Origin of the sequence: Thermoanaerobacterium sp. RBIITD, assembly GCF_900205865.1 — a bacterium.
Taxonomy (GTDB): Bacteria; Bacillota; Thermoanaerobacteria; order Thermoanaerobacterales; family Thermoanaerobacteraceae; genus Thermoanaerobacterium.
Genome location: NZ_LT906662.1, coordinates 2,062,357 through 2,084,742 on the forward strand (window position 1 = coordinate 2,062,357; position 22,386 = coordinate 2,084,742).

A 22,386-nucleotide genomic window follows, 5' to 3' on the forward strand; every position below is an offset into this window, starting at 1 on the left:
GGGCTTATAGCTCAGGTGGTTAGAGCGCACGCCTGATAAGCGTGAGGTCGATGGTTCGAGTCCATCTAAGCCCACCATGATATAAGTGAACCTTGAAAACTGCACAATGCAAAAAAGGGTAACGAGAAAAACGAGTTACAATGAGAACCGATATACATTGTCCGGAAAATATTATTAAAAGCGAACGATTAATGAAGCTTTCGTAATATATCACGATGAACGTAGCGCAGTTTGGCGTATGAGCGAAAGCGAAAGCCGTCACAACGCATAGACGGCGTTAGCCAAACAAGCGAAGAGAACCGATGATATATTAGATAAGCGGAATTTGTGAGCGTTAATAATAATTTTCCAAAGAAAAGCGATGTATAAAAAAGAGAAGGTCAAGTTACAAAGGGCGTATGGTGGATGCCCAGGCACTTAGAGCCGAAGAAGGACGCAGCGAGCGGCGAAACGCTCCGGGGAGCCGCAAGCAGGCAGAGATCCGGAGATATCCGAATGGGGAAACCCGCTTAAGGTAATACTTAAGCATCCCATGGTGAACACATAGCCATGAGGAAGGGAGACCGCGCGAACTGAAACATCTAAGTAGCGCGAGGAAAAGAAAGAAAAATCGATTTCCCAAGTAGCGGCGAGCGAACAGGAAAGAGCCCAAACCATCACCTATGGTGATGGGGTTTAGGACCACGCAAAAGGAGTATCGGACGAAGCCGAACGGACCTGGAAAGGCCGGCCAAAGACGGTGAAAGCCCAGTAGGCGAAAGAAAGATACCAAGGTGGGATCCAGAGTACCACAGGATAGGCAACCCGGTGGGAAGACGGGAGGACCATCTCCCAAGGCTAAATACTCCTAAGTGACCGATAGCGCAAAGTACCGTGAGGGAAAGGTGAAAAGAACCCCGGGAGGGGAGTGAAAAAGAACCTGAAACCATATGTCCACAAGCAGTGGAAGTCTGGCACTCAACTGAACATGTTAGGGAGGAGAAAAAAGAACTAGCGTGTCCGGTTGAGTGCCAGACGACCACGTACTTTTTGTAGAACGGACCGGCGAGTTATAGATATGCAGCAAGGTTAAGCGAAAGCGGAGCCGAAGCGAAAGCGAGTCTAAAAAGGGCGGAAGTTGCATATCATAGACCCGAAACCGTGCGACCTACCCATGATCAGGGTGAAGCCGGAGTAAGATCTGGTGGAGGCCCGAACCACGTTGACGTTGAAAAGTCATGGGATGAATTGTGGGTAGAGGAGAAATTCCAATCGAGCTCGGAGATAGCTGGTTCTCCCCGAAATAGCTTTAGGGCTAGCCTCAGGGAGTAAATATGGAGGTAGAGCACTGAATGGGCTAGGGGCCAAAAAGGCTACCGAACCCTATCAAACTCCGAATGCCATATTGATACCTGGGAGTCAGACTACGAGTGATAAGATCCGTGGTCAAAAGGGAAAGAGCCCAGACCGACAGCTAAGGTCCCAAAGAGCATGTTAAGTGGGAAAGGAAGTAGGACTTCCAAGACAACCAGGATGTTGGCTTAGAAGCAGCCATACATTCAAAGAGTGCGTAATAGCTCACTGGTCGAGAAATCCTGCGCCGAAAATAAACGGGGCTAAAACATGACACCGAAGCTTCGGATGAAAAATGGTAGGGGAGCGTACTGTATAGGGGGAAGGATAAGCGGAAGCGAATCTGGACAATACAGTAGAGAGAATGCCGGTATAAGTAACGAGAGTAAGGCGAGAAACCTTACCGTCGAAAGCCTAAGGATTCCTGGGGAAGGATAATCCGCCCAGGGTAAGTCGGGACCTAAGCCGAGGCGAAAGCGTAGGCGATGGACAACCGGTAATGAGTCCGGTACCACCAATATCCGATAAAAGAGAAGCAAGGACGCAGCGAGATAAGAAAAGCGTGCGGTTGGTAGAGCACGTCCAAGCAGCGACGAAAAGGGATGTGAGTGAAGTACCACATACCATAAGAGCTGTAACGGGGAGCCGAAAGGCGAAGTTTCAAAGGGGCTGCCGAGAAAAATTGCTATCGAGGATAAAGGTGCCCGTACCGCAAACCGACACAGGTAGGCGAGGAGAGAATCCAAAGACGAGCGGGAGAACCCTCATTAAGGAACTCGGCAAAAAGACTCCGTAACTTCGGGAGAAGGAGTGCCGAAAGGCCGCAGAGAAGAGGCCCAAGCGACTGTTTACCAAAAACACAGGTTTCTGCTAAGTCGAAAGACGAAGTATAGGAGCTGACGCCTGCCCGGTGCTGGAAGGTTAAGGGGAAATGTTATCCGGCACTCAACTATACCTATTAGGAGTGAAAAAGATGTATTATGTCTATGTAATAAAGAATGAAAAAGGAGGCATATATACAGGCTATTCAGAGAATCTACGAAAAAGAGTAGAGGCACATAATAAAGGATTAAACAAGTACACAAAAGAGCATAAATGGGAAATAATTTATTATGAAGCATACAAAGCGAAAGAAGATGCAATAAAAAGAGAAAAACAATTAAAAGAATCTCATAACGCAAGAAGATGGTTAAAAGAAAGAATAGCCAAAAGTAAAAACTCTTAGTAGATAGAGTTGAGTGCCGGAGAAGCATAGAACTTAAGCCCCAGTAAACGGCGGCCGTAACTATAACGGTCCTAAGGTAGCGAAATTCCTTGTCGGGTAAGTTCCGACCTGCACGAAAGGCGTAACGACTTGGGCGCTGTCTAGATGGGGGACCCGGTGAAATTGTAGTACTCGTGAAGATGCGAGTTACCCGCGACAGGACAGAAAGACCCCATGGAGCTTTACTGCAGCTTGTCACTGGATTTTAGTAATCCCTGTACAGGATAGGTGGGAGGCAGAGAAAGATGGGCGCAAGCCTATCTGGAGCCGACGTTGGGATACCACCCTGAGATTACCGAAATTCTAACATAGGAGCCGTAAGCCGGCATATGGACACTGACAGGCGGGCAGTTTGACTGGGGCGGTCGCCTCCAAAAAAGTAACGGAGGCGTCCAAAGGTTACCTCAGCGCGGAAGGAAATCGCGCGTAAGAGTGCAAAGGCAGAAGGTAGCCTAACTGTGAGAAAAACAATTCGAGCAGGGACGAAAGTCGGGCTTAGTGATCCGGCGGTAGAGAATGGGATTGCCGTCGCTCAACGGATAAAAGCTACCCTGGGGATAACAGGCTGATCTCCCCCAAGAGTCCACATCGACGGGGAGGTTTGGCACCTCGATGTCGGCTCATCGCATCCTGGGGCTGAAGTAGGTCCCAAGGGTTGGGCTGTTCGCCCATTAAAGCGGTACGCGAGCTGGGTTCAGAACGTCGTGAGACAGTTCGGTCCCTATCCGTCGCGGGCGTAGGAAATTTGAGAGGGGCTGCCCTTAGTACGAGAGGACCGGGGTGGACGAACCGATGGTGTACCAGTTGCGTAGCCGTACGCACAGCTGGGTAGCCAAGTTCGGAAGGGATAAACGCTGAAAGCATCTAAGCGTGAAACCCACCTCAAGATAAGATTTCCCAAACCGAAAGGGAGTAAGACACCTTGAAGAAGACGAGGTAGATAGGCCGGAGGTGTAAGAGTAGAAATACTTTGAGCTGACCGGTACTAATAAGTCGAGGACTTGACCAAAGAAGCATTGTGCAGTATTCAAAGTTCATTTAGAAAAAGCATATATGTGAAGAATCCAAAGAAGAAAATATTATTGGAGAGAGCGATTAATTGCGTTTTCGTAATATACTCGGCGAACGAAGTGCAGTGAGGCGTCAAAAGACGTCACAACGCATAGACGGCTTTAGCCGAACAAACGAAGTGAGCCGAAAGTATATAGAAAACACAATTTGCGAACGGAAATAATATATTCTAAGAGAAGAATCAACATATATGCAAAGAAATGAACAGAAGATTTCCGGTGGCAATAGCGGAGGTTAAAAACCCGTTCCCATACCGAACACGGAAGTGAAGCCCTCCAGCGCCGATGGTACTGCTATTGCGGGAGAGTAGGTCGCTGCCGGATTTAAAATAGTCCTCAGTAGCTCAATGGTGGAGCAACCGGCTGTTAACCGGTAGGCTGTAGGTTCGAGCCCTACCTGAGGAGCCAATATGTGGCCCCGTGGTCAAGTGGTTAAGACATCGCCCTTTCACGGCGGTAACATGGGTTCGAATCCCGTCGGGGTCACCAAAAAAATAAGGGCCTTTAGCTCAGTTGGTAGAGCGGTCGGCTCATAACCGATTGGTCCGGGGTTCGAGTCCCTGAAGGCCCACCATAAATTTAATATATTTGCGGCCCAATAGCTCAGTTGGTTAGAGCGCCAGCCTGTCACGCTGGAGGTCGAGGGTTCGAGCCCCTTTTGGGTCGCCATTATCATACATACGCCTCGATAGCTCAGTCGGTAGAGCAAGGGACTGAAAATCCCTGTGTCAGTGGTTCGATTCCACTTCGAGGCACCAGCAGGAAATAGGAGTTTCAACAATATGTTGAAGCTTTTTTTATTTTAAATAAGCTTTGCAGTGTATATTAATTATTTTAATTGAATTATAGTTTTCATACATTTTTCAAAAATTAAAGTTGTTATAAGTACTTAATGCCAGTGAGAAATTTTTAGTTTCAAGCCACTTGTCGAGATAATCTCTTATAATTATGTTTGATTCGTCTAGTGGCAATTTTCCTGTATCAAATTCAACTAGTTTTTTTGATGAATATTTATGTGCTTCTGCTTTATTTTTACACTCAATAGTTTCAATGTGATATTTCCTTTTTCTATTGGCATCTAGTCCAATATAGAAGCTTATTTTATATTTTTTACCTTTTATGATTTCCTTAACTGAACCTCATTGCCTGCTCATATAATAAACCTCCTTAAAATAAGATCTTAATAATTTAAAAAATATACCAGATTAATTACTTTTAATATCATAAAATTATGAAGAAATTATGCTTCCTCTTTTAAAGTTAATATCTGATAATAAGCTGTATAATAATAAATATTGTGAAGAAAAGCTTGCAAAAGAATTTGGTTTAACTGATGAAGAACTAAATAAAAAACTTCAGGGCGGTGCAAAAGTATTCTATAATCGATTAGGTTGGGCAAAAAATTATTTAAAAAATGCGTGTCTCATAGAATTTCCTCAAAGAGGACAAGAATTATTAAAAGAAAATCACATAAATATAAATTCGAAGTACCTTATGAAATACAGAGAATATCAGGAATTTGCTGAATTTTCAGAAGATGTTATGGAGTATGCAAAAAGATTGACAAGTAAAAAAATAATTTTAATAGATGGATATCAATTAGCGGAATTTATGATTGATTTCAACGTGGGTGTATCAATTCAAGAAACTTATGAAATCAAACGTCTTGATACTGATTATTTTGAAGAATAAATTTAGAGGAAAACAATAAATAGCATATAACATGGTCAATGAATTTTATATGAAGGCTTATCACAGAATAATTACAAAATTTAAGATTAACTATTGACTTAATAAATAAAATAATATATAATAAAATCAACAAGGGATTACATAAATAGATTAGAAGTTTGTAAGATTTTTGGAAAGAATAAAATTATGATTTATTTAAAACTTAATATTGATTAAGTCGAAAGTTTTTTAAAGTTGCAGATGCTTAGAATCGCAAATTTTAGATTTATAATAAAACTAATATGTTGAAAGAATTTGCGAATATAAGATTTGTTTTGATAAAACTAATATTTTATAATTTAAAATGATTTCGAGTGAGTTAAAGATAGCTTTTGAAAGTTAAGAAAAGGTTTAATAAAACGAGGCTTATTTTCTTTAAGATTGTGCTGAATGTCAGAAAATGGCTTGATGACATTTAACAATTTAAAATGCTTTTAGAGGAAATCTCCGTTTATGAAAAGAATATATGTTATTCAAATGATGGAGATCCTTTAAAAATATATTGCAAAACCTCAATATTGTAGAGTTTATTGAAGTTTTGCAGAAAATTAATAGAATACACAGAAGGGGGGAAATAGTGGCAAGTATTAGAGATGTAGCTAAAAAAGCAGATGTTAGTGCAACGACAGTTTCTAGAGTTTTAAACGATAAGGGATATGTATCTGAAGATACTAGAAAAAAAGTGCTCAAAGCAATGAAAGATTTAAATTATACACCTAATGAACTAGCTCGTAATTTATTCCACAAAAAGGCAGGAATTGTAGCTGTTTTAGTCCCTGATATTTCGCATCCTTTTTTTTCGGAGTTTGTAAAGTACGTGGAAATGGAACTGTATGAAGCAGGGTTTAAAACTATGATTTGCAATACAATAAAAGAGCAAAATTATGAGTTGGAATATCTGGATATGCTAAATCGGCATATAGTAGATGGGATTATTACTGGAGTTCATTCATTGGAAATTGAGGAATATCTAAAAATTAATAAGCCCATTGTAGCGTTAGACCGATATTTAGGCGAGAATATACCGGTTGTAGGAGCAAATCATAAGCGTGGGGGGGAAATGGCGGCAAAAAAATTAATTGAAAGTGGCTGCAAATGTGTAGTTCAGTTCCAGGGGTCATTAGCAGTTGAAACACCGTCTCATGATAGACATATTTCTTTTAAGCGAGTAATGGAGGATGAACATATACATGTTTATTCTTATGAGTTAGAATGGAACAGATTTGATGAATCTTACTTCGAAAAAGTAGTACATCAAATGTTTGAGAAACACCCAGAAATTGATGGTGTCTTTGGAACAGATTTATTGGCAATAAGCTATTTAAAAGAAGCAATCAAAAAAGGTAAAAGAATACCGGAAGATGTGAAAATAGTAGCTTATGACGGAACATATGTTACAGAAATTGTAACACCAACGGTAACTTCAATTGTACAGCCAATTGATCAACTTGCAAGGGAATGTGTACACTTAGTATCGGATTTGATAAATGGTAAAGTGTATAAGAAGAAAAGGGTTGTATTAGATGTTGAGTTACGCGAAGGGGAAACTACGTAAGATAATAAATTAAAAATGCAAAAATTGAATTATAAAATATGAATAATTATAGTAAATACTTAAAAGATGATAAAATAAAAATGTGTTATGTGTATTAAAGGAACAGTTTAAGGAATTTTAAACACTAAAAAGATATATTGTAACATATAAGAAACCGGTACCACATTTGAAAAAATATCTAAAATACTTAAAACGGTTTAAAATATTTTTTAAAATCTCCACAAGGTAAGGATTATTTTAAAAAAGTTGTATTAGCACGAATGTGGAACGGGTTTCATAAAAAGAAATGGGATTTAGTGTGAAAGTAAAATTTTGAAATCTGAGCACACCAAAAAGATCACCATACTGCTTAAATTACGAATAATGGAATATACAAATGTACTAAGTTATTTTTGAAGGAATAATGGTACTGACTTCCTTTTCTAAAAGAATAATAGCGTTTTTAATATACTGCTGTTTATGTTTTTGATAAAGCTTTTCAGATATGTTTGAATAATCAGTGTCAGTAGCATTGAACAGGTTTATTTTTCAAAAACATATGATAGAGACAGGTAAGCATCATCCGGGCAATAGCAACAATTGCACTTTTATAGCCGCGGCGCTTTTTAATACGGTCATATTTAAACTTAAAATAAGGATTCTTTTTATCCTTAATTGCTGCATTGGCACACTGTATTAGAAATGGTTTTAAGTAAACCCCTGCTCTAGAAACATGGACTGATTTCTTCTAACCTGCACTTTCGATGTTTTGTGGAGTAAGCTCAGCCCATGAGCCAAGGTGTTTATCGGATTTAAAAACCAATGTCTGTGTCAATTTCAGCGATAACATTAAATTGCCGATTTTTCGGTCATGCCGGGAAGAGTAACAGCGTTATCAAATAAGTCTTGATGATGTTTAGCCAACTGTGAAATAGCTTTATTTAAGTCAGAAACATTGGCTAATAAAATCATAGTGTTTTCTACAAACCTTTATCTTGACTGATTGATCATCCCTTAATTCGTATCAAATATTTGACTAAATGAATTTGAATAAATCAGCAATTCAAGCAGCATTCTTATCATCGTTTTTTTGACCTTTAATAGCACGGAGATATTTAGGATTAGATATGTATTCAATACTTACCTAGACTTCGAAGCAACTATAACTTAGAAGCCAATCTTTTAACCTATTAAGGTCAGAGTTAAAAGTAGAGAAGCGCCGTTTAACATAAGTGGTAACATTGTTGGGGTCAGTAATAGTAATGTCAGCTACAAAGAGCTTTTCGTAAACATCCATGCCACAGCAGATATGGTGAGTAATTTTTAACATAAACAACTCTCAAAAAGGAGTAAAATTATGAAACAAAATGAAAGGAATGAGTATTATCATGAAACAAAAAATTAAAAAACTGTTAGCAATGTTTTTAATAGGGGTTATAGTTTTTTCTATATTAACCGGCTGTAATACCACTAAGCAGTCAACGAGTAAAAATGGGAAAATAACAATTACTCTTGGAATGCACGTTGCAGATACACAAAAACAAGAACCTGTAACTTGGAATATTGTGCAAGAGTTTATGAAACGAAATCCTGATATTATCGTAAAGATTCAAGGAAGTGATAAAGATACACACGTTCAGAATATGAAAATTGCTGCGCAAGCTGGCGAATTACCAGATATTTTTTGGATGGATTCTTCTGTAGCACCACAACTAAACAAAGCAGGGGATTTATTGGATTTAAATGATTTTTTAAATAAATATCCAAATGTTTCTGCAGCATTAAATGATAACATGAAAAAAGCTTTTAATTCTGATGGTGTTCAATATGGATTACCTTATCAGGCGCTAGTAACAGGAATATGGTATAACAAATCAATCTTTGAAAAGAATGGTTTAAAATTTCCTACAAATGGTACAACTTATGAAGAGCTGTTAAATGACGTAAGGGTATTGAAGAGTAAGGGAATTGTACCAATTGTACAAGGAGCAAAGGATCCTTATAGTGTTTGGGCCTTTCTAATTGCTCTAGAGAGATATGGATACTTCGAGAAAATTGATGATATTTTAGCAGGAAAAGCAAAATTCAATAATCCTGATTTCGTAAAGTTCTTTGACAAATTAGTTGAGTTAGGAAAGAATGGAGCATTTCCAAGTAACGCTTCGACTATGACATATTTCCAGGCTAAGGAAGAATTTTTAGCAGGTAGAGCAGCAATGTTCGATTCTGGTATGTGGGATGCGGCTGCTATTGATGAAAAGCTAGGTGAGAATGTAGGTTTCTGGTGGGGACCAACTTTTTCAGATTCAAGTTACAATCAAAAAGTAAAAATGGATGTTCCATCTGCACCATTATGTGTGAGTGCTAAAGTTGGTAAAGACCGAATTAAGAAAGATGCTGTTTATAAGTTCCTTGCTTTCTATTATGGTCCTGAGGCTGCTAAAATATCATATGCTGGTTCAGTAATACCTGCTACTAATTATAAAGTAGATGTAGATATGAGTGGAAAGTATGCATTCAAACAACTTGTGGAAGCCCTTCAGGACCCAACATGGAAAAGCCCAATGGCACAACCGGATTTAGTATTAGATCAAGCTGTTCAAGCACAATTGTATGATTCAATGTATGGGGCAATGCTAGGGCTATATACAACAAATCAAGCATTAGATAAACTTGATGCGATATTAAAGCAACAATAGGAATTTTCAAAAAAGGAGTGACCCCAATGTATTGGCTGAGCAAAAAAAGATACATGATTTTAATGTTAGTACCAACCATATTGATTTACATTATATATATGATCGCACCAATTGGAGTTGCTGTAGGGTATAGTTTCACGGATTATACAGGAATAGGAATGGCTAAATATGTAGGTTTAAATAATTATATTAGGCTATTTAATGATCCAATTTTTATGAATTCGTTAAAAAATACAATGATCATATTTGTAGCAGATTTCCTATTGTTGATGTTTGGCGCATTCGCTGTTGCACTTTTATTAAATGAAAAGCTTAAATTTAATGGAATTGCTAAAGCATTTATATTCTCACCAGCAATTATTGCACCAATAATTGTAGGTATTATTTGGGTTTTCATCCTTGATCCCAAAATAGGTTTAATCAATAATATTTTTAATGCTATTGGGCTTGGGAAATACGCACCTGAATGGATTGGTGGAAAAACTTTAACACCATATTCTGTTGCATTTATCTACTTTTGGCAGCAATTAGGATATCTGGCCACAATTTTTGTGGCCGGATTGAAAATGATACCTGAAGAAGTTTTTGAAGCTGCCAAAGTAGACGGGGCATCAAGTTGTCAAAAGTTGATATTTGTAACAATTCCAATGCTTAAAACAACCATTTCAACAGTAGCAATTTTGATTATTACTGGAACATTTAAAATATTTGAGATTGTACAACAATTGACAAATGGTGGACCAAATCATATATCAGAAAATTTAGTTACCTACAGTTATGCAACAACATTTACTAATGGAGAATATGGCTATGGCATGTCTATTGCGACATTCACATTTATTATTTCATTAATAATTACTGGTGTGTATTCGAAGGTGACAAGTGGTAAAGAAAAATAGGAGGATAGAAAATGGCATCAGCAATAAAAACAAAAATCAAATTACAGCCAAAAGTTTATAAATATATACTATTAACGATTGTTACCTTTTTAGTAATTCTTCCATTTTTATGGATGTTTTTAATGTCATTTAAATCAAATTCAGAGATTTTTGCTAATCCATTGGGTTTACCAAAGAGTTTAAGCCTTATTAATTTTAAACATGCGATTGAGACTTTGGATTTTTTACAGCTTTATAAAAATACCTTTTTCATAGTTGTTGTAACAATGATAATTGAATTACCAATAACATTTTCAAGTTCTTTTGTTTTATCAAAAATGACATTTCAAAACAAAAAGTTGAAATCTATAATTTATGGATTTTTGATAAGTGGACTAACAATTTCACCATTTATTTTGCTATTCCCAGTATATAGAATAAATACAATTTTACATTTGAAAGAACAGATGGGATTAGTTATGCCATATATAGCAAGTTCTATTTCATTTAATACATTATTATTTGTGGGATATTTAAAATCTCTTCCATTAGAGATAGATGAAGCAGCAATAATAGATGGATGTAGCTTATGGCAATTAATCATTAAAGTAATCGTGCCAATGGCCAAGCCGGTAATTGCAACTGTTGTAATATTTAATGTTTTATATATATGGAATGAGTTTCCATTTGCATCAGTTATTCTTCATAAACCGGAGGACTATACGTTATCTTTAGGTGCTTCATTCTTTAAAGGTAAATACAATATCGATTACGCAGGAATAATTGCATCTAGCGTTATGATAATTATACCTCAGCTGGTTTTTTATGGAATTTTACAAAAAAATATTATAGACGGTATAACTGCCGGTGCAATAAAAGGGTAGAATATAACAAAACCATACTAAGAAAGGAGAATAAAAATGAGTAACTTATCAGGTATGTTTAAGGATTTAACAAAAATTAAAAAAGCTAGAAATGGTAGATTGTCAAGTTGGGACCATAGTGGTAGAAATCAAGATTATTGGGAGATTCCGGCTGGTGAAAGTATAACATTAGGTGAAATTGAGGGACCAGGCTGCATTACACATATTTGGATGACATCTTCTTGCCGAAGAATAAAAGCTCCAAGTATACTTGATCCAAAACTAACTGCTAAAGCAGCGCCGGTTATGGAAATTCACCCTGCTTTAGGTGTTATTTGGGATGACTATGATCCTTTTTATTACAGAAAAGCACTGATTAAAATTACATGGGACGATCAGAATACACCAAGTGTATTGGCACCGTTTGGGGATTTTTTCTGTATCGGAAATTCTTATCCAGGCAACTTTTCATCACTGCCATTTAATGTATCTTTAAAACCTGAGGAAGCTGGAAAATATGGAGCACCTTGTTCAGTATCCTGTTACTTCCCAATGCCATTTAACAAAAAGGCTAAGATTGAAATTATCAATGAAAATGAGCTTCCATTTATTTTATATTTTAATATTGATTATGAAATGTATAAAGAGCCATTAGATAACGATACTGCTTATTTCCATGCATCATGGAGAAGAGAAAATCCATGTGATGGTTGGGGACCAAATATTCAAGTAAATTCGCCAGAGGTAAATGGAGTAGCTAACTTAAAGGGCGATGGAAATTACGTAATTTTGGAAACAGAAGGAACAGGTCATTATGTTGGTTGCAATTTAACTGTAAGGCACTTTCAGGGAAGCTGGTGGGGTGAAGGAGATGATATGTTCTTCATTGATGGAGAAGAATATCCAAGTTTAAATGGAACTGGAACAGAAGATTATTTTAACCATGCATGGGGAATGCAAAGAAACGCTTATCCTTTCTTTGGCACGATTGTACATGAAGGAGATACAGATGGATTTCATGTATCTTACAGATTTCATTTATTAGATCCTGTTCGTTTTGAAAAGAGCTTAAAGGTAACTATTGAGCACGGTCATGCGAATCATCTGTCTGATGATTGGAGCTCTACAGCATACTGGTACCAAACATTGCCTACTTCTAAACCGTTAACAATTCTACCAGTAGAAAAAAGACTTCCTGTAGTTCCTGCTTTGCCGAATAGGATGCCGCCGGAAGTTCCTTTGACAGAAGAGATGAAGCAGGCTCTTGAAATTTACCAAAAACGTTGGGAAACATATAAACCCGTAAGAGAAGAGCAGTTTAGAATAAAAGAAAATAAAGCAAGACGTGAATCAAAATTAAATATAGAATTTGCAAAAAAATTAAGAGACAGTTATAGGCGAGATGACTAAGTGGAACAAATGTTAAGAAAATCTTATGAATTAAACTAAAACAATTTATTTCTTTGGGAGGAGTAAAATGTCAAAAACATTACATCTAGAAAATATAGAAAAAGCTCAGAGAGCTATTGAAATGGCAAGGCCTCTTATAAATAATGCGAAGATGAGACAAAGATATCATTTTATGGCTGAGGAAGGCTGGATGAATGATCCAAATGGTTTAATATTTTTTAATAATCAGTATCATTTTTTCTATCAATATAATCCATACGACACTTGCTGGGGTGCAATGCACTGGGGACATGCAGTAAGTTATGATATGATTCATTGGGAATATTTACCTATTGCCTTAGCTCCTAGTGAACATTACGATAATCATGAAAAAGGCGGTTGCTTTTCAGGTAGTTCTATTGAACATGATGGTAAACTGTATTTGCTATATACTGGGACAACCAACTATGGCGATGGATTTGTACAAACACAATGTCTAGCTTATAGTGAAGATGGTATTCATTTTGATAAGTATGATAAAAATCCAATAATAACTGCTCCTAATGGATATGATCAGGCGAACTTTAGAGATCCAAAGATATGGAAGCATGGAGATTATTTTTACTTAGTTTGTGGAGCTCAAAAAGATAACCTAGCAAAGGCGCTTTTATATAGGTCACTGAATTTAAAAGATTGGGAATTTATTAATGTGCTAGCTGAAAGTCGTGGAGAATTTGGATATATGTGGGAGTGCCCAGACTTCTTTCAAATAGGAGATAAGCACGTTTTAATGTTCTCTCCAATGGGGCTGTACGAACGTAAAACAGTATATTTGGTAGGCGACATGGATTACAAAACAGGAAAATTCAATTATTCAACTATTGGTGAAATTGACTGGGGTTTTGACTACTATGCTCCACAATCATTTTTAGATAACAAAGGCAGAAGAATAATTGTAGGCTGGGCAAATGCTTGGGATTGGATGCCTTGGTGGAAAGATTGGGGACCAACCTTTAAAGAAAACTGGTGCGGATCTTTTGGAATTCCAAGAGAAGTAAAACTGCTTGAAGATAATACATTAATGTTTATCCCTGTAGAAGAATTTCAACAGCTACGGTATGATGAAAATAAAGTAGAAAATATAGAAGTGAAATATAAAAAGTACGAAATCCATGCTGGAGATGGAGTTGCATATGAATTAAAAATAGAGATTGATTTAGGAAAAACAACAGCAGAAAGTTTCCAATTACTGTTGAGATGTTCTGATGTTAAAGAAACGGTAATTACATTTGATTTAAAGAAATCGGAATTGACTTTTAATAGAAATAATTCAGACGACTGGAGCACTGGTATATCAAGAAGTACGTTAAAGCTTAATAACAAAAATATATTAGATATTCACATCTTTTCAGATCAAAGCTCTATTGAAGTGTTTACTGATAATTATCAGAATAATCATTCTGGAAATATATTTGCAGGAAATAATCAAAATAAAAATTATATAGTTGCTAAAAATGGAACTGTAGCTATTAGAAAATTATATAGTTGGGGAATGAAAACTGTTATGAAATAATTTATAATAATTTATATTGTTTTTAGAGGTGTAAAATTATGGATGATAGAGAATTGGATGTAGTTGCATTAGGAGAATTACTCATAGATTTTACAATAAATGGAGTAAGTGAACGAGGAAATCAGTTGTTTGAAGCAAATCCTGGTGGGGCGCCTTGTAATGTATTATCTATGTTACATAATTTAGGGAAAAAGACTTCATTTATAGGCAAGGTAGGAAATGATCAGTTTGGTATTTTACTGAAAAAAACCCTAGAAGAAATTGGTATAGGTACTGATAATTTAGTAATAGATAATGAAGTAAATACAACATTAGCTTTTGTTCATACTGCGCCGGATGGAGATAGAAGCTTTACATTTTATAGGCAACCAGGAGCAGATATGATGTTAAATGAATCAGAAATTAGAGAAGAAATTATTAAAAAAGCTAGAATATTTCATTTTGGGACTTTATCTATGACTGATGTTGGTATAAGGAAAGCTACTGAAAAAGCTTTAAAAATTGCAAAATATAATAATCTATTAATTTCCTTTGATCCTAATTTACGGCCTCCTCTTTGGAGATCTTTGAACATGGCTAAGGATATGATAAAATATGGACTGAGTCAGTGCGATATATTAAAAATTTCCAATGATGAATTGGAATTTGTAACGGATTGTAAAACCATTGAAGAAGGTGTAAAATCGCTTCTGAAAAATTATAGTATTAAATTAATTTTAGTTACTATGGGTAAATATGGGAGTAAAGCTTATTACAAAGGGCTTTCTGTTGAAAAAGCTGGCTTTATTCAAGAAAATACAATTGACACAACTGGAGCAGGGGATACCTTTTGTGGCTGTATTTTAAATTATGTATTAGAGCATGGCTTGGATAACCTTACTGAATCCTCATTGAAGGATATGTTGACATTTGCCAATGCGGCAGCATCAATTATAACTACAAGAAGAGGAGCTATGCGATCTATGCCTTCAAAAGAAGAAATTATAAATTTGCTATCCTAAATTTTGCCGATGATATAATTGAGTAAATTTCTTAAAAAAAAAATAATCTGTATTTTTTATATTCATATGATATAATAAAGGTGAGATAAAGAGAAATGGAAGGAAGAAAAATGGCACAAAAATACGATATAACGATGAAAAATATTTTTTCTGATATGGCTGATGACATAATGAGTTATTTTCTTGGATTGCAATATACAAAGATTGATGAACTTAATATTGAATTTGCAAGAGTTGAGAGAAGAGACAGCGACATGATATTCAAATGTACTACAGACAAAGGAAAGTCGCTGTGCACATTGAATTTCAATCAGAAAATGACGGAAAAATGCCTTATAGGATGCTAAGATATTCGCTTGAGATAATGTAAAAGCATAATCTCTTACCATATCAGATAGTTGTTTATATAGGAAAAGACAATGTAAAAATGGCAAATAGCTTAAGCTACGACTTTGGAGAACAAAACGCATTAAACTATAGATACAGAATAATAAGTGTTGGTGACCTGAAATATACTGATGTTATAAAAACAGATTATTATGATTTATATTCGCTTCTTCCATTGATGGACAAAAATAGAAGGAAAGAAGAAGGAGAAAAATATCTGGAAAGATGTGTTGAAGCTATAAAAAATATTCCTGTAGACATAAACAAAAAGAAAGACATAGCATTTAAGGCTGAAATATTGTCAGGTATAGTTTATAAAAGAGAAGTTATCGAAAAAGCTTTTATGGAGGTGGTAAGAATGTTTAGGATTGAAGAATCAGAAACGTACAAAATGATAATAGAAAAAGGTATTAAAAAAGGCGAAAAAGAAAAAAGTATAAAAATTGCCAAAAAATTATTAAAAGAAAGTATGGACATTGATAGAATAGCAGAAATTACAGAGTTATCAAAAGAGGAGATAAAAAAATTGATGAATTAGGACAAATTGATTTTTGAAATAAATATATTTTTATGTATGCGAAATGTATGAGAACTAAAAAAATCTTAAGTTATTTTAAGCAATTTTAATTTCTTAACAAAGTACTTAAAAGCCTTATATATCAAGTCTCAAAGAAACTTTTACTATTTTAAAAAATATAGGATAAAGTACCATTGGAGGGATTCGTAAGCACAGAGCCACTTTTTGGCTCACTTTTATATTAGCATATACATGCATAACTTAATTATACAATAAGGGGCTGTCGCACAACTGACTGAATAGGTCATAGTGCATCAGTCTCTTTTTATACGCAAAAAAAAATTGCAGGTTCTTTGGAACCTGCAATTACTGTATAATTAAGTTATGAAAAAAAGTAAATTATACAATAAGAATTATACACAATTTAATGGATGTTATCAATTAGTTCTTCCATTAAATTGTGAAATGTTAATACCAGAGGATGATTCGGTTCGCCTGCTTAGCCAAATATTGGAGGGATTGAATTACGAAAAGTTGTACAAGGCATATTCTTTCACTGGAAGAAAACCTGCAGTAGAGCCAAAAATCCTGTTTAAGGTATTAACTTATGCTTACATGAATAACATTTATTCCAGCAGAAAGATAGAAAGTGCATGCAAAAGGGATATTAATTTTATGTGGTTGCTTGAAGGAAGCAAAGCACCTGACCACTCTACTATTGCCAGATTCCGCAAGGAATATCTCGCCGATGCAATGGAAGATTTGTTTTATCAGTTGGTACAGCATCTCCATGAAATAGGTGAAGTAAAGTTTGAGCATCTCTTCGTAGACGGTACAAAGATTGAAGCCAATGCTAACCGCTATACATTTGTATGGAAAAAGGCTATTAATAAAAATCAGGCAAAGATGTTTACAAAAATACAATCTTGCATAGAATCAATTAATCTTACGTATATGACTAATTTTACTGTTACTAAAGAAACTTTATTGGATGACATAGAAAAGATAATTGACTATCTTAAAAAGAAAAAAGAAGAAGAGCAGATAGAATTTGTTCATGGTATAGGGAAACGCAAGTCAAAACTCCAAAAATTTAATGAAGAGCTAGAGAAGTTTTACGAACGTCAAAAGAACTATGATACACACAATCAATTATTGGATGGAAGGAATAGTTATTCTAAAACTGATCCAGATGCAACATTTATGCATATGAAAGATGACCACATGAACAACTCTCAATTAAAGCCAGGATACAATGTGCAGATTGGGGTTGAAAGTGAGTATGTCACTGGTGTTGGTATATTTCAGGACAGGTCTGACAACACTACCCTTATTCCATTTCTAAATGATATGGAATCAAATTTAGGAAACAAATATCAAAATATCATAGCGGACTCTGGATATGAGAGTGAAGAAAACTATCTGTATTTGGAAGAAAAAAATCAAAAATACTACATAAAGCCGCAGACATATGAAAAGTGGAAGAAGAAAAGTTTTAAAAATGATATTAGTAAGCGTGAAAACATGGTTTATGATAAAGATAAAGATGAATATACCTGCCACAATAGAAAACAACTTAGACCAATTGGAATCATTTATAGGACTTCAGCAAGTGGTTACCGTTCAGAAATTACTGTATACGAATGTGAAGACTGCAACAATTGTCCATATAAATCAAAATGTACAAAAGCACGAGGCAACCGAAAGATGCAAGTATCAAAAACATTTGTAGAGAAGCGACAAATATCTTATGAGAATATCACATCTGAGGAGGGAATTCTCCTGAGAGTTAATCGTTCAATACAGGTAGAAGGTGCTTTTGGAGTTCTAAAAAATGATTACCAATTTAATAGATTTTTAACACGTGGGAAAAACAGTGTAAAAACGGAGTTTATGCTGTTATGTTTTTCCTACGATGTAAACAAACTGCATGCAAAAATACAGAATGAGAGATGTGAAAAGCACCTTCATGGAATAAAAATAGCCTGAGATTTGAAGAAAAAAATTACAGAAAGCCCAAGGCTTATTTAAGTGCGCCTAAAACTCAACAATCATAGAAAATCAGATGAATTACATATATTTTCATGATTGTTTTTTCATTTTTATACAGCCTTTTTACATTAAAAAGGGGTATTGCAAACTATTTTAAAGTAGTTTTGCAACAGCCCTTTTTTTACAACATAAATTTATCTTCTCTACTTTTTCAACTCGCAATCAAAGAGTTTGTTGATATTTTAAAATATGGAGCTGGCAAAGGGACTTGAACCCTTGACCTGTTGATTACGAATCAACTGCTCTACCGACTGAGCTACGCCAGCATTTCACTTATATAATATAACATGAAAATAAAGTTTAATCAAGTACAAAATTGATTTATTTTTGCCACATAAAGTTAACAAATTGTTTAATTATTTGATGAAATTATTATGTATAATTATTATAATTATATTATGTGCTTTGCACAGTGAAAGGATGGTATTGATATGAAAAAAAAATACATCGTAATTATTAGTATCATTATAATTATTATTATAAGTGCTACTATATATTTTGAAAGAAAAAAATCTTCAGCTACAACAACTCGAACACCATATATAATAGTCACACGAGGTAATATATCAATGCACGTCGATGGAACTGGTAATCTTGATACAAATAAAAGAATAATAACGTTAAAAGGTAATGGCGTTGTTAAAAAAGTTTATCATAAAATTGGAGATAAAGTAAAAGCAGGGGAATTGCTTTATCAAATTGAAGATGATGATTTAAATCAACAACTTCAAAATGCTTCAATCAATTTAGAGCTTGCAAAGGAACAGCTTGATAACGATACAAAGACATATAATGACGCTATATCAAAACAAAATATAGTATCGGCATATTCAGGTATTGTAGATAGCATAAACGTCAAAGTAGGCCAAGATGTAAACTCAGGTACAGCAATAGCCGTTATAACAGATTATTCTAATGCAACAATTAAGGTGCCATTTAATGGTTCACAAATAAATAATATAAAAGTGGGGCAAAGTGCTGATATTTATTTATACAATTCGTATGCAACAATCAAGGGAAATGTGACAGATGTTTCAGCACAAGGTATACCAGTAAATGGAGCAATATATTACTATGTTACGGTGGGTTTAAAGAATCCTGGAGCGCTAACTGACGGGGTTAAGGCTCAAGTGACAGTATATACTGATCAAGGACCAGAGAGAGCGATTCAAGATGGTACATTAAGTGTTAAAAATACAAATACAATAACATCATCAGTACAAGGTACAATTGCAAGCATAAATGTAAAAGAAGGACAAAAGATAAATGCAGGAACTCTTATTGCTACATTAACAAGTAATGTAAATGACATTCAAATCAAAAATGACAATTTAAAGTTGCAACAGGCTCAGAATAATTATGATCAGATTCAAAACCAGATAAATTCCCTGAATATTTATTCGCCAATTGATGGAATATTGTTATCACAAAATATCAATGAAGGTGATAAGCTATCCGGTCAAAGTAGTTCAAATTATAGTTCTAATGGTAGTGCTAGTTCTAATTCCAGCAATGCTAATTCTGGCAATAATAGTAGCAGTAGTAATACAACTATAAGTAATCTTTCATCTGTTTCTAATCAAGCTGAGACAGCAGTTATAGTCAATAATGACAGCTTTTCAATAGATGTACCTATTGATGAAGTAGATATAAATAAAATAAAGATAGGACAAAAGGCATCACTCACAACAGATGATTTGCCTGGGGAGACTTTTGATGGCACTGTAACAGAAATATCATCAATACCGACAATACAAAACAATGTAGCATCGTATGATGTAACTGTATCACTGCCGTATACAGATAAACTTAAACTTGGTCAGACTATGAATGTATCAATTATTGTTGCTGAAAAAAATAATACTTTGTTATTGCCGATTGAAGCAGTTCAAACAAATGTGAATAATAAATATGTAGTATTATACGATGAAAATAATTCTAAAAATAATGGCAGAACAAGGAATAATATAAGACAAGTGCAGACTGGATTGTATAATGATAAATACATAGAAATATTGAGCGGATTAAACGAAGGTGATAAAGTCTTAATATCAGGTGCTAGTGTGACAAGTAGTACAAATAATCGTGGTGGATTTAGTAATGGAGCATTCGGCAATGGAGGTTTTGAAAATAGAAGTTTTGGCAACGGATCTGGTGGAGCTGGTTTTATGGTAAAGCAACAATCTAGTGGAAATAGGAATACAAAATGATGGAAGGTATAAATATGATTGTTATAAAAAATCTTTCAAAAATATATAAAATGGGTGATAACATAGTTAAAGCGCTTGACAATATCAATTTGAACGTCGATGAAGGAGAGTTTGTTTCTATTGTTGGACCTTCTGGTTCAGGCAAGTCTACATTAATGAACATTATAGGCTGTCTAGATGTTAAGACATCCGGTGAATATTTTTTAAATGGTTATGACACAAGTAAGTTAAATGATAATAAATTAGCCGAATTGAGATCAAACGAGATAGGTTTTATATTTCAAAGCTTTAACCTCCTTCAAAAATTATCGGCATTAGAAAATGTCGAACTACCGATGATTTACAAAGGTATTCCAGCAAAAGAAAGATATAATAGAGCAGTGGAACTATTAACTATGGTCGGGCTGAAAGAAAGAATCCATCACAAGCCAAACGAATTGTCGGGTGGACAACAGCAAAGAGTTGCAATTGCAAGAGCCCTTGCGAACAATCCACATCTAATTTTAGCTGATGAGCCAACAGGAAATCTCGATTCCCAAAGTGGTAAAGAAGTCATGAAAATTATAAAAGAATTAAATGACAGGGGTAATACGATTATTCTGATAACACACGATATCAATGTGGCTAATCAGGCAAAAAGAACAATAAGAATCATGGATGGTAAAATATATGAATAGAAGGAAGTGTATATAATGGGTCTGATGCAAGCAATTAAAATGTCATTAAAAAGTATTATTGACAATAAATTAAGGTCATTCCTGACAATGCTTGGAATTGTGATAGGTGTCATGTCTGTTATAGGGTTAGTGAGCCTAGGACAAGGTGCTACAGAAGGAGTAACATCACAGATTAAAAGCATGGGATCAAATTTAATAATGGTATCAATAATGGGTAGAGGTATGGATAATTCCCTGTCATATGACGAAGCCATGTCGATAGGGGATTCAGCCTACATTTCAAAAATATCACCGATAATGAGCGGAAATGCATATGCAAAGTACGGTGATAAATCATATGAGGAAAGTATAAATGGCGTAAATGAAAATTACATGTCATTAAGAAACCTTAAATTAGCAGAAGGGAGATTTATACTATCAATAGACAATATGATGAGGCAGAAGGTAGCCGTAATTGGAAGCAATGTTGCAAGTGATCTATTTGGGTTTACTGACCCAGTAGGTAAAACAATACAGCTGGATGGAAATAATTTCACTGTAATAGGAGTACTTGCATCAGGTGGATCATCAATATCCAATTCATACGATGACTCAATTTTTATCCCAATAAAGACAATGTTTGTTTTTCAAAGAAACAGAGGAATAACGCAAATATATATGAGTGCTTCTTCTGAGCAATATGTGAATATAGCGCAGTATCACGTGGAAAATATGCTAAACAACATATTTAAAGGGGATACAAATGCATATAGGATTATGAATCAATCAGATATTTTATCAACTATGAATAGTGTCAGCAATACAATGTCAATGATGCTGGGAGGAATTGCAGGTATCTCATTAATCGTTGGTGGTATTGGCATTATGAATATAATGCTTGTATCTGTAACAGAGAGAACAAGGGAGATAGGCATAAGAAAGGCTCTAGGTGCTAAGAAAAAAGACATACTATTGCAGTTTATAATAGAGTCATTGACGATAAGTGGAGTTGGAGGCATAGTTGGAATATTATTTGGATTTTTAGCGACGTATTTACTAGGGCATTTTATGAATATGACTGTAAAACCGTCGCTTTCTACGATTATACTATCATTTTCCTTCTCTCTATTAATAGGGCTATTTTTTGGTATATATCCTTCAAACAAGGCAGCTGGATTAAAGCCAATAGATGCACTTCATTATGAATAATATGAAGTGCTACTGTGGAAT

The 22,386-nt window shown here is 35.1% G+C and carries 12 protein-coding genes, 7 tRNA genes, 2 rRNA genes and 1 pseudogene; 21 read left to right on the forward strand and 1 reads right to left on the reverse strand.

Features of this window, described 5'->3' with window-relative positions; translation table 11 throughout:
• The 18 genes and pseudogenes from CPG45_RS09990 (at nucleotide 1) to CPG45_RS10085 (ending at nucleotide 18,227) form a co-directional block, all read left to right on the forward strand.
• Nucleotides 1–77 (forward strand) — tRNA-Ile (locus CPG45_RS09990).
• Nucleotides 78–378: 301 nt separating this feature from the next.
• Nucleotides 379–3,605, forward strand: a 23S ribosomal RNA gene (locus CPG45_RS09995).
• Between the two features lie 276 nt (nucleotides 3,606–3,881).
• A 5S ribosomal RNA gene (gene rrf, locus CPG45_RS10000) occupies nucleotides 3,882–3,990 on the forward strand.
• Nucleotides 3,991–3,999: 9 nt separating this feature from the next.
• Nucleotides 4,000–4,074: transfer RNA gene (locus CPG45_RS10005), tRNA-Asn, on the forward strand.
• Nucleotides 4,075–4,080: 6 nt separating this feature from the next.
• Nucleotides 4,081–4,155: transfer RNA gene (locus CPG45_RS10010), tRNA-Glu, on the forward strand.
• Between the two features lie 9 nt (nucleotides 4,156–4,164).
• Nucleotides 4,165–4,240: transfer RNA gene (locus tag CPG45_RS10015), tRNA-Ile, on the forward strand.
• An 18-nt stretch (nucleotides 4,241–4,258) separates the two neighbouring features.
• A tRNA-Asp gene (locus CPG45_RS10020) sits at nucleotides 4,259–4,335 on the forward strand.
• A 13-nt stretch (nucleotides 4,336–4,348) separates the two neighbouring features.
• A tRNA-Phe gene (locus CPG45_RS10025) sits at nucleotides 4,349–4,424 on the forward strand.
• A 484-nt stretch (nucleotides 4,425–4,908) separates the two neighbouring features.
• Nucleotides 4,909–5,358, forward strand: a complete 450-nt coding sequence (locus tag CPG45_RS10035; protein WP_096231770.1) for a winged helix-turn-helix domain-containing protein — start codon at nucleotides 4,909–4,911, stop codon at nucleotides 5,356–5,358.
• A 616-nt stretch (nucleotides 5,359–5,974) separates the two neighbouring features.
• On the forward strand, nucleotides 5,975–6,952 hold the full coding sequence (locus tag CPG45_RS10040; RefSeq protein ID WP_096231771.1) for a LacI family DNA-binding transcriptional regulator: 978 nt from the start codon (nucleotides 5,975–5,977) through the stop codon (nucleotides 6,950–6,952).
• 1,367 nt (nucleotides 6,953–8,319) lie between these two features.
• Nucleotides 8,320–9,630: an ABC transporter substrate-binding protein gene (locus CPG45_RS10050; protein WP_172856539.1), complete on the forward strand. Its 1,311-nt coding sequence runs from the start codon at nucleotides 8,320–8,322 to the stop codon at nucleotides 9,628–9,630.
• A 26-nt stretch (nucleotides 9,631–9,656) separates the two neighbouring features.
• Nucleotides 9,657–10,529, forward strand: coding sequence for a carbohydrate ABC transporter permease (locus CPG45_RS10055; RefSeq protein WP_096231773.1), 873 nt, complete (start codon nucleotides 9,657–9,659; stop codon nucleotides 10,527–10,529).
• 11 nt (nucleotides 10,530–10,540) lie between these two features.
• Entirely contained in the window at nucleotides 10,541–11,392 is an 852-nt protein-coding gene (locus CPG45_RS10060; RefSeq protein WP_015310908.1) for a carbohydrate ABC transporter permease, read from the forward strand.
• A gap of 36 nt (nucleotides 11,393–11,428) precedes the next feature.
• Complete coding sequence (locus CPG45_RS10065; RefSeq protein ID WP_096231774.1) at nucleotides 11,429–12,781, forward strand: glycoside hydrolase family 172 protein; 1,353 nt, start codon at nucleotides 11,429–11,431, stop codon at nucleotides 12,779–12,781.
• 67 nt (nucleotides 12,782–12,848) lie between these two features.
• On the forward strand, nucleotides 12,849–14,333 hold the full coding sequence (locus CPG45_RS10070) for a glycoside hydrolase family 32 protein (protein WP_096231775.1): 1,485 nt from the start codon (nucleotides 12,849–12,851) through the stop codon (nucleotides 14,331–14,333).
• A gap of 38 nt (nucleotides 14,334–14,371) precedes the next feature.
• Entirely contained in the window at nucleotides 14,372–15,334 is a 963-nt protein-coding gene (locus tag CPG45_RS10075; RefSeq protein WP_015310911.1) for a carbohydrate kinase family protein, read from the forward strand.
• Nucleotides 15,335–15,444: 110 nt separating this feature from the next.
• Nucleotides 15,445–16,259 (forward strand): annotated as a pseudogene (locus CPG45_RS10080) (Rpn family recombination-promoting nuclease/putative transposase).
• Nucleotides 16,260–16,622: 363 nt separating this feature from the next.
• Nucleotides 16,623–18,227, forward strand: coding sequence for an IS1182 family transposase (locus CPG45_RS10085; RefSeq protein WP_096231776.1), 1,605 nt, complete (start codon nucleotides 16,623–16,625; stop codon nucleotides 18,225–18,227).
• A gap of 253 nt (nucleotides 18,228–18,480) precedes the next feature.
• Here the strand turns inward: CPG45_RS10085 and CPG45_RS10090 are convergent.
• Nucleotides 18,481–18,556 (reverse strand) — tRNA-Thr (locus tag CPG45_RS10090).
• Between the two features lie 165 nt (nucleotides 18,557–18,721).
• On the opposite strand from CPG45_RS10090, the gene CPG45_RS10095 reads away from it, so the two are divergent.
• From CPG45_RS10095 to CPG45_RS10105, 3 genes are read left to right on the forward strand one after another with little or no spacing between them, the layout of a single operon-like run.
• Nucleotides 18,722–20,500, forward strand: coding sequence for an efflux RND transporter periplasmic adaptor subunit (locus CPG45_RS10095; RefSeq protein ID WP_096231777.1), 1,779 nt, complete (start codon nucleotides 18,722–18,724; stop codon nucleotides 20,498–20,500).
• Nucleotides 20,501–20,514: 14 nt separating this feature from the next.
• Nucleotides 20,515–21,177, forward strand: a complete 663-nt coding sequence (locus CPG45_RS10100) for an ABC transporter ATP-binding protein (protein ID WP_502695786.1) — start codon at nucleotides 20,515–20,517, stop codon at nucleotides 21,175–21,177.
• A 15-nt stretch (nucleotides 21,178–21,192) separates the two neighbouring features.
• On the forward strand, nucleotides 21,193–22,365 hold the full coding sequence (locus CPG45_RS10105; RefSeq protein ID WP_096231778.1) for an ABC transporter permease: 1,173 nt from the start codon (nucleotides 21,193–21,195) through the stop codon (nucleotides 22,363–22,365).
• Nucleotides 22,366–22,386: the final 21 nt, after the last annotated feature.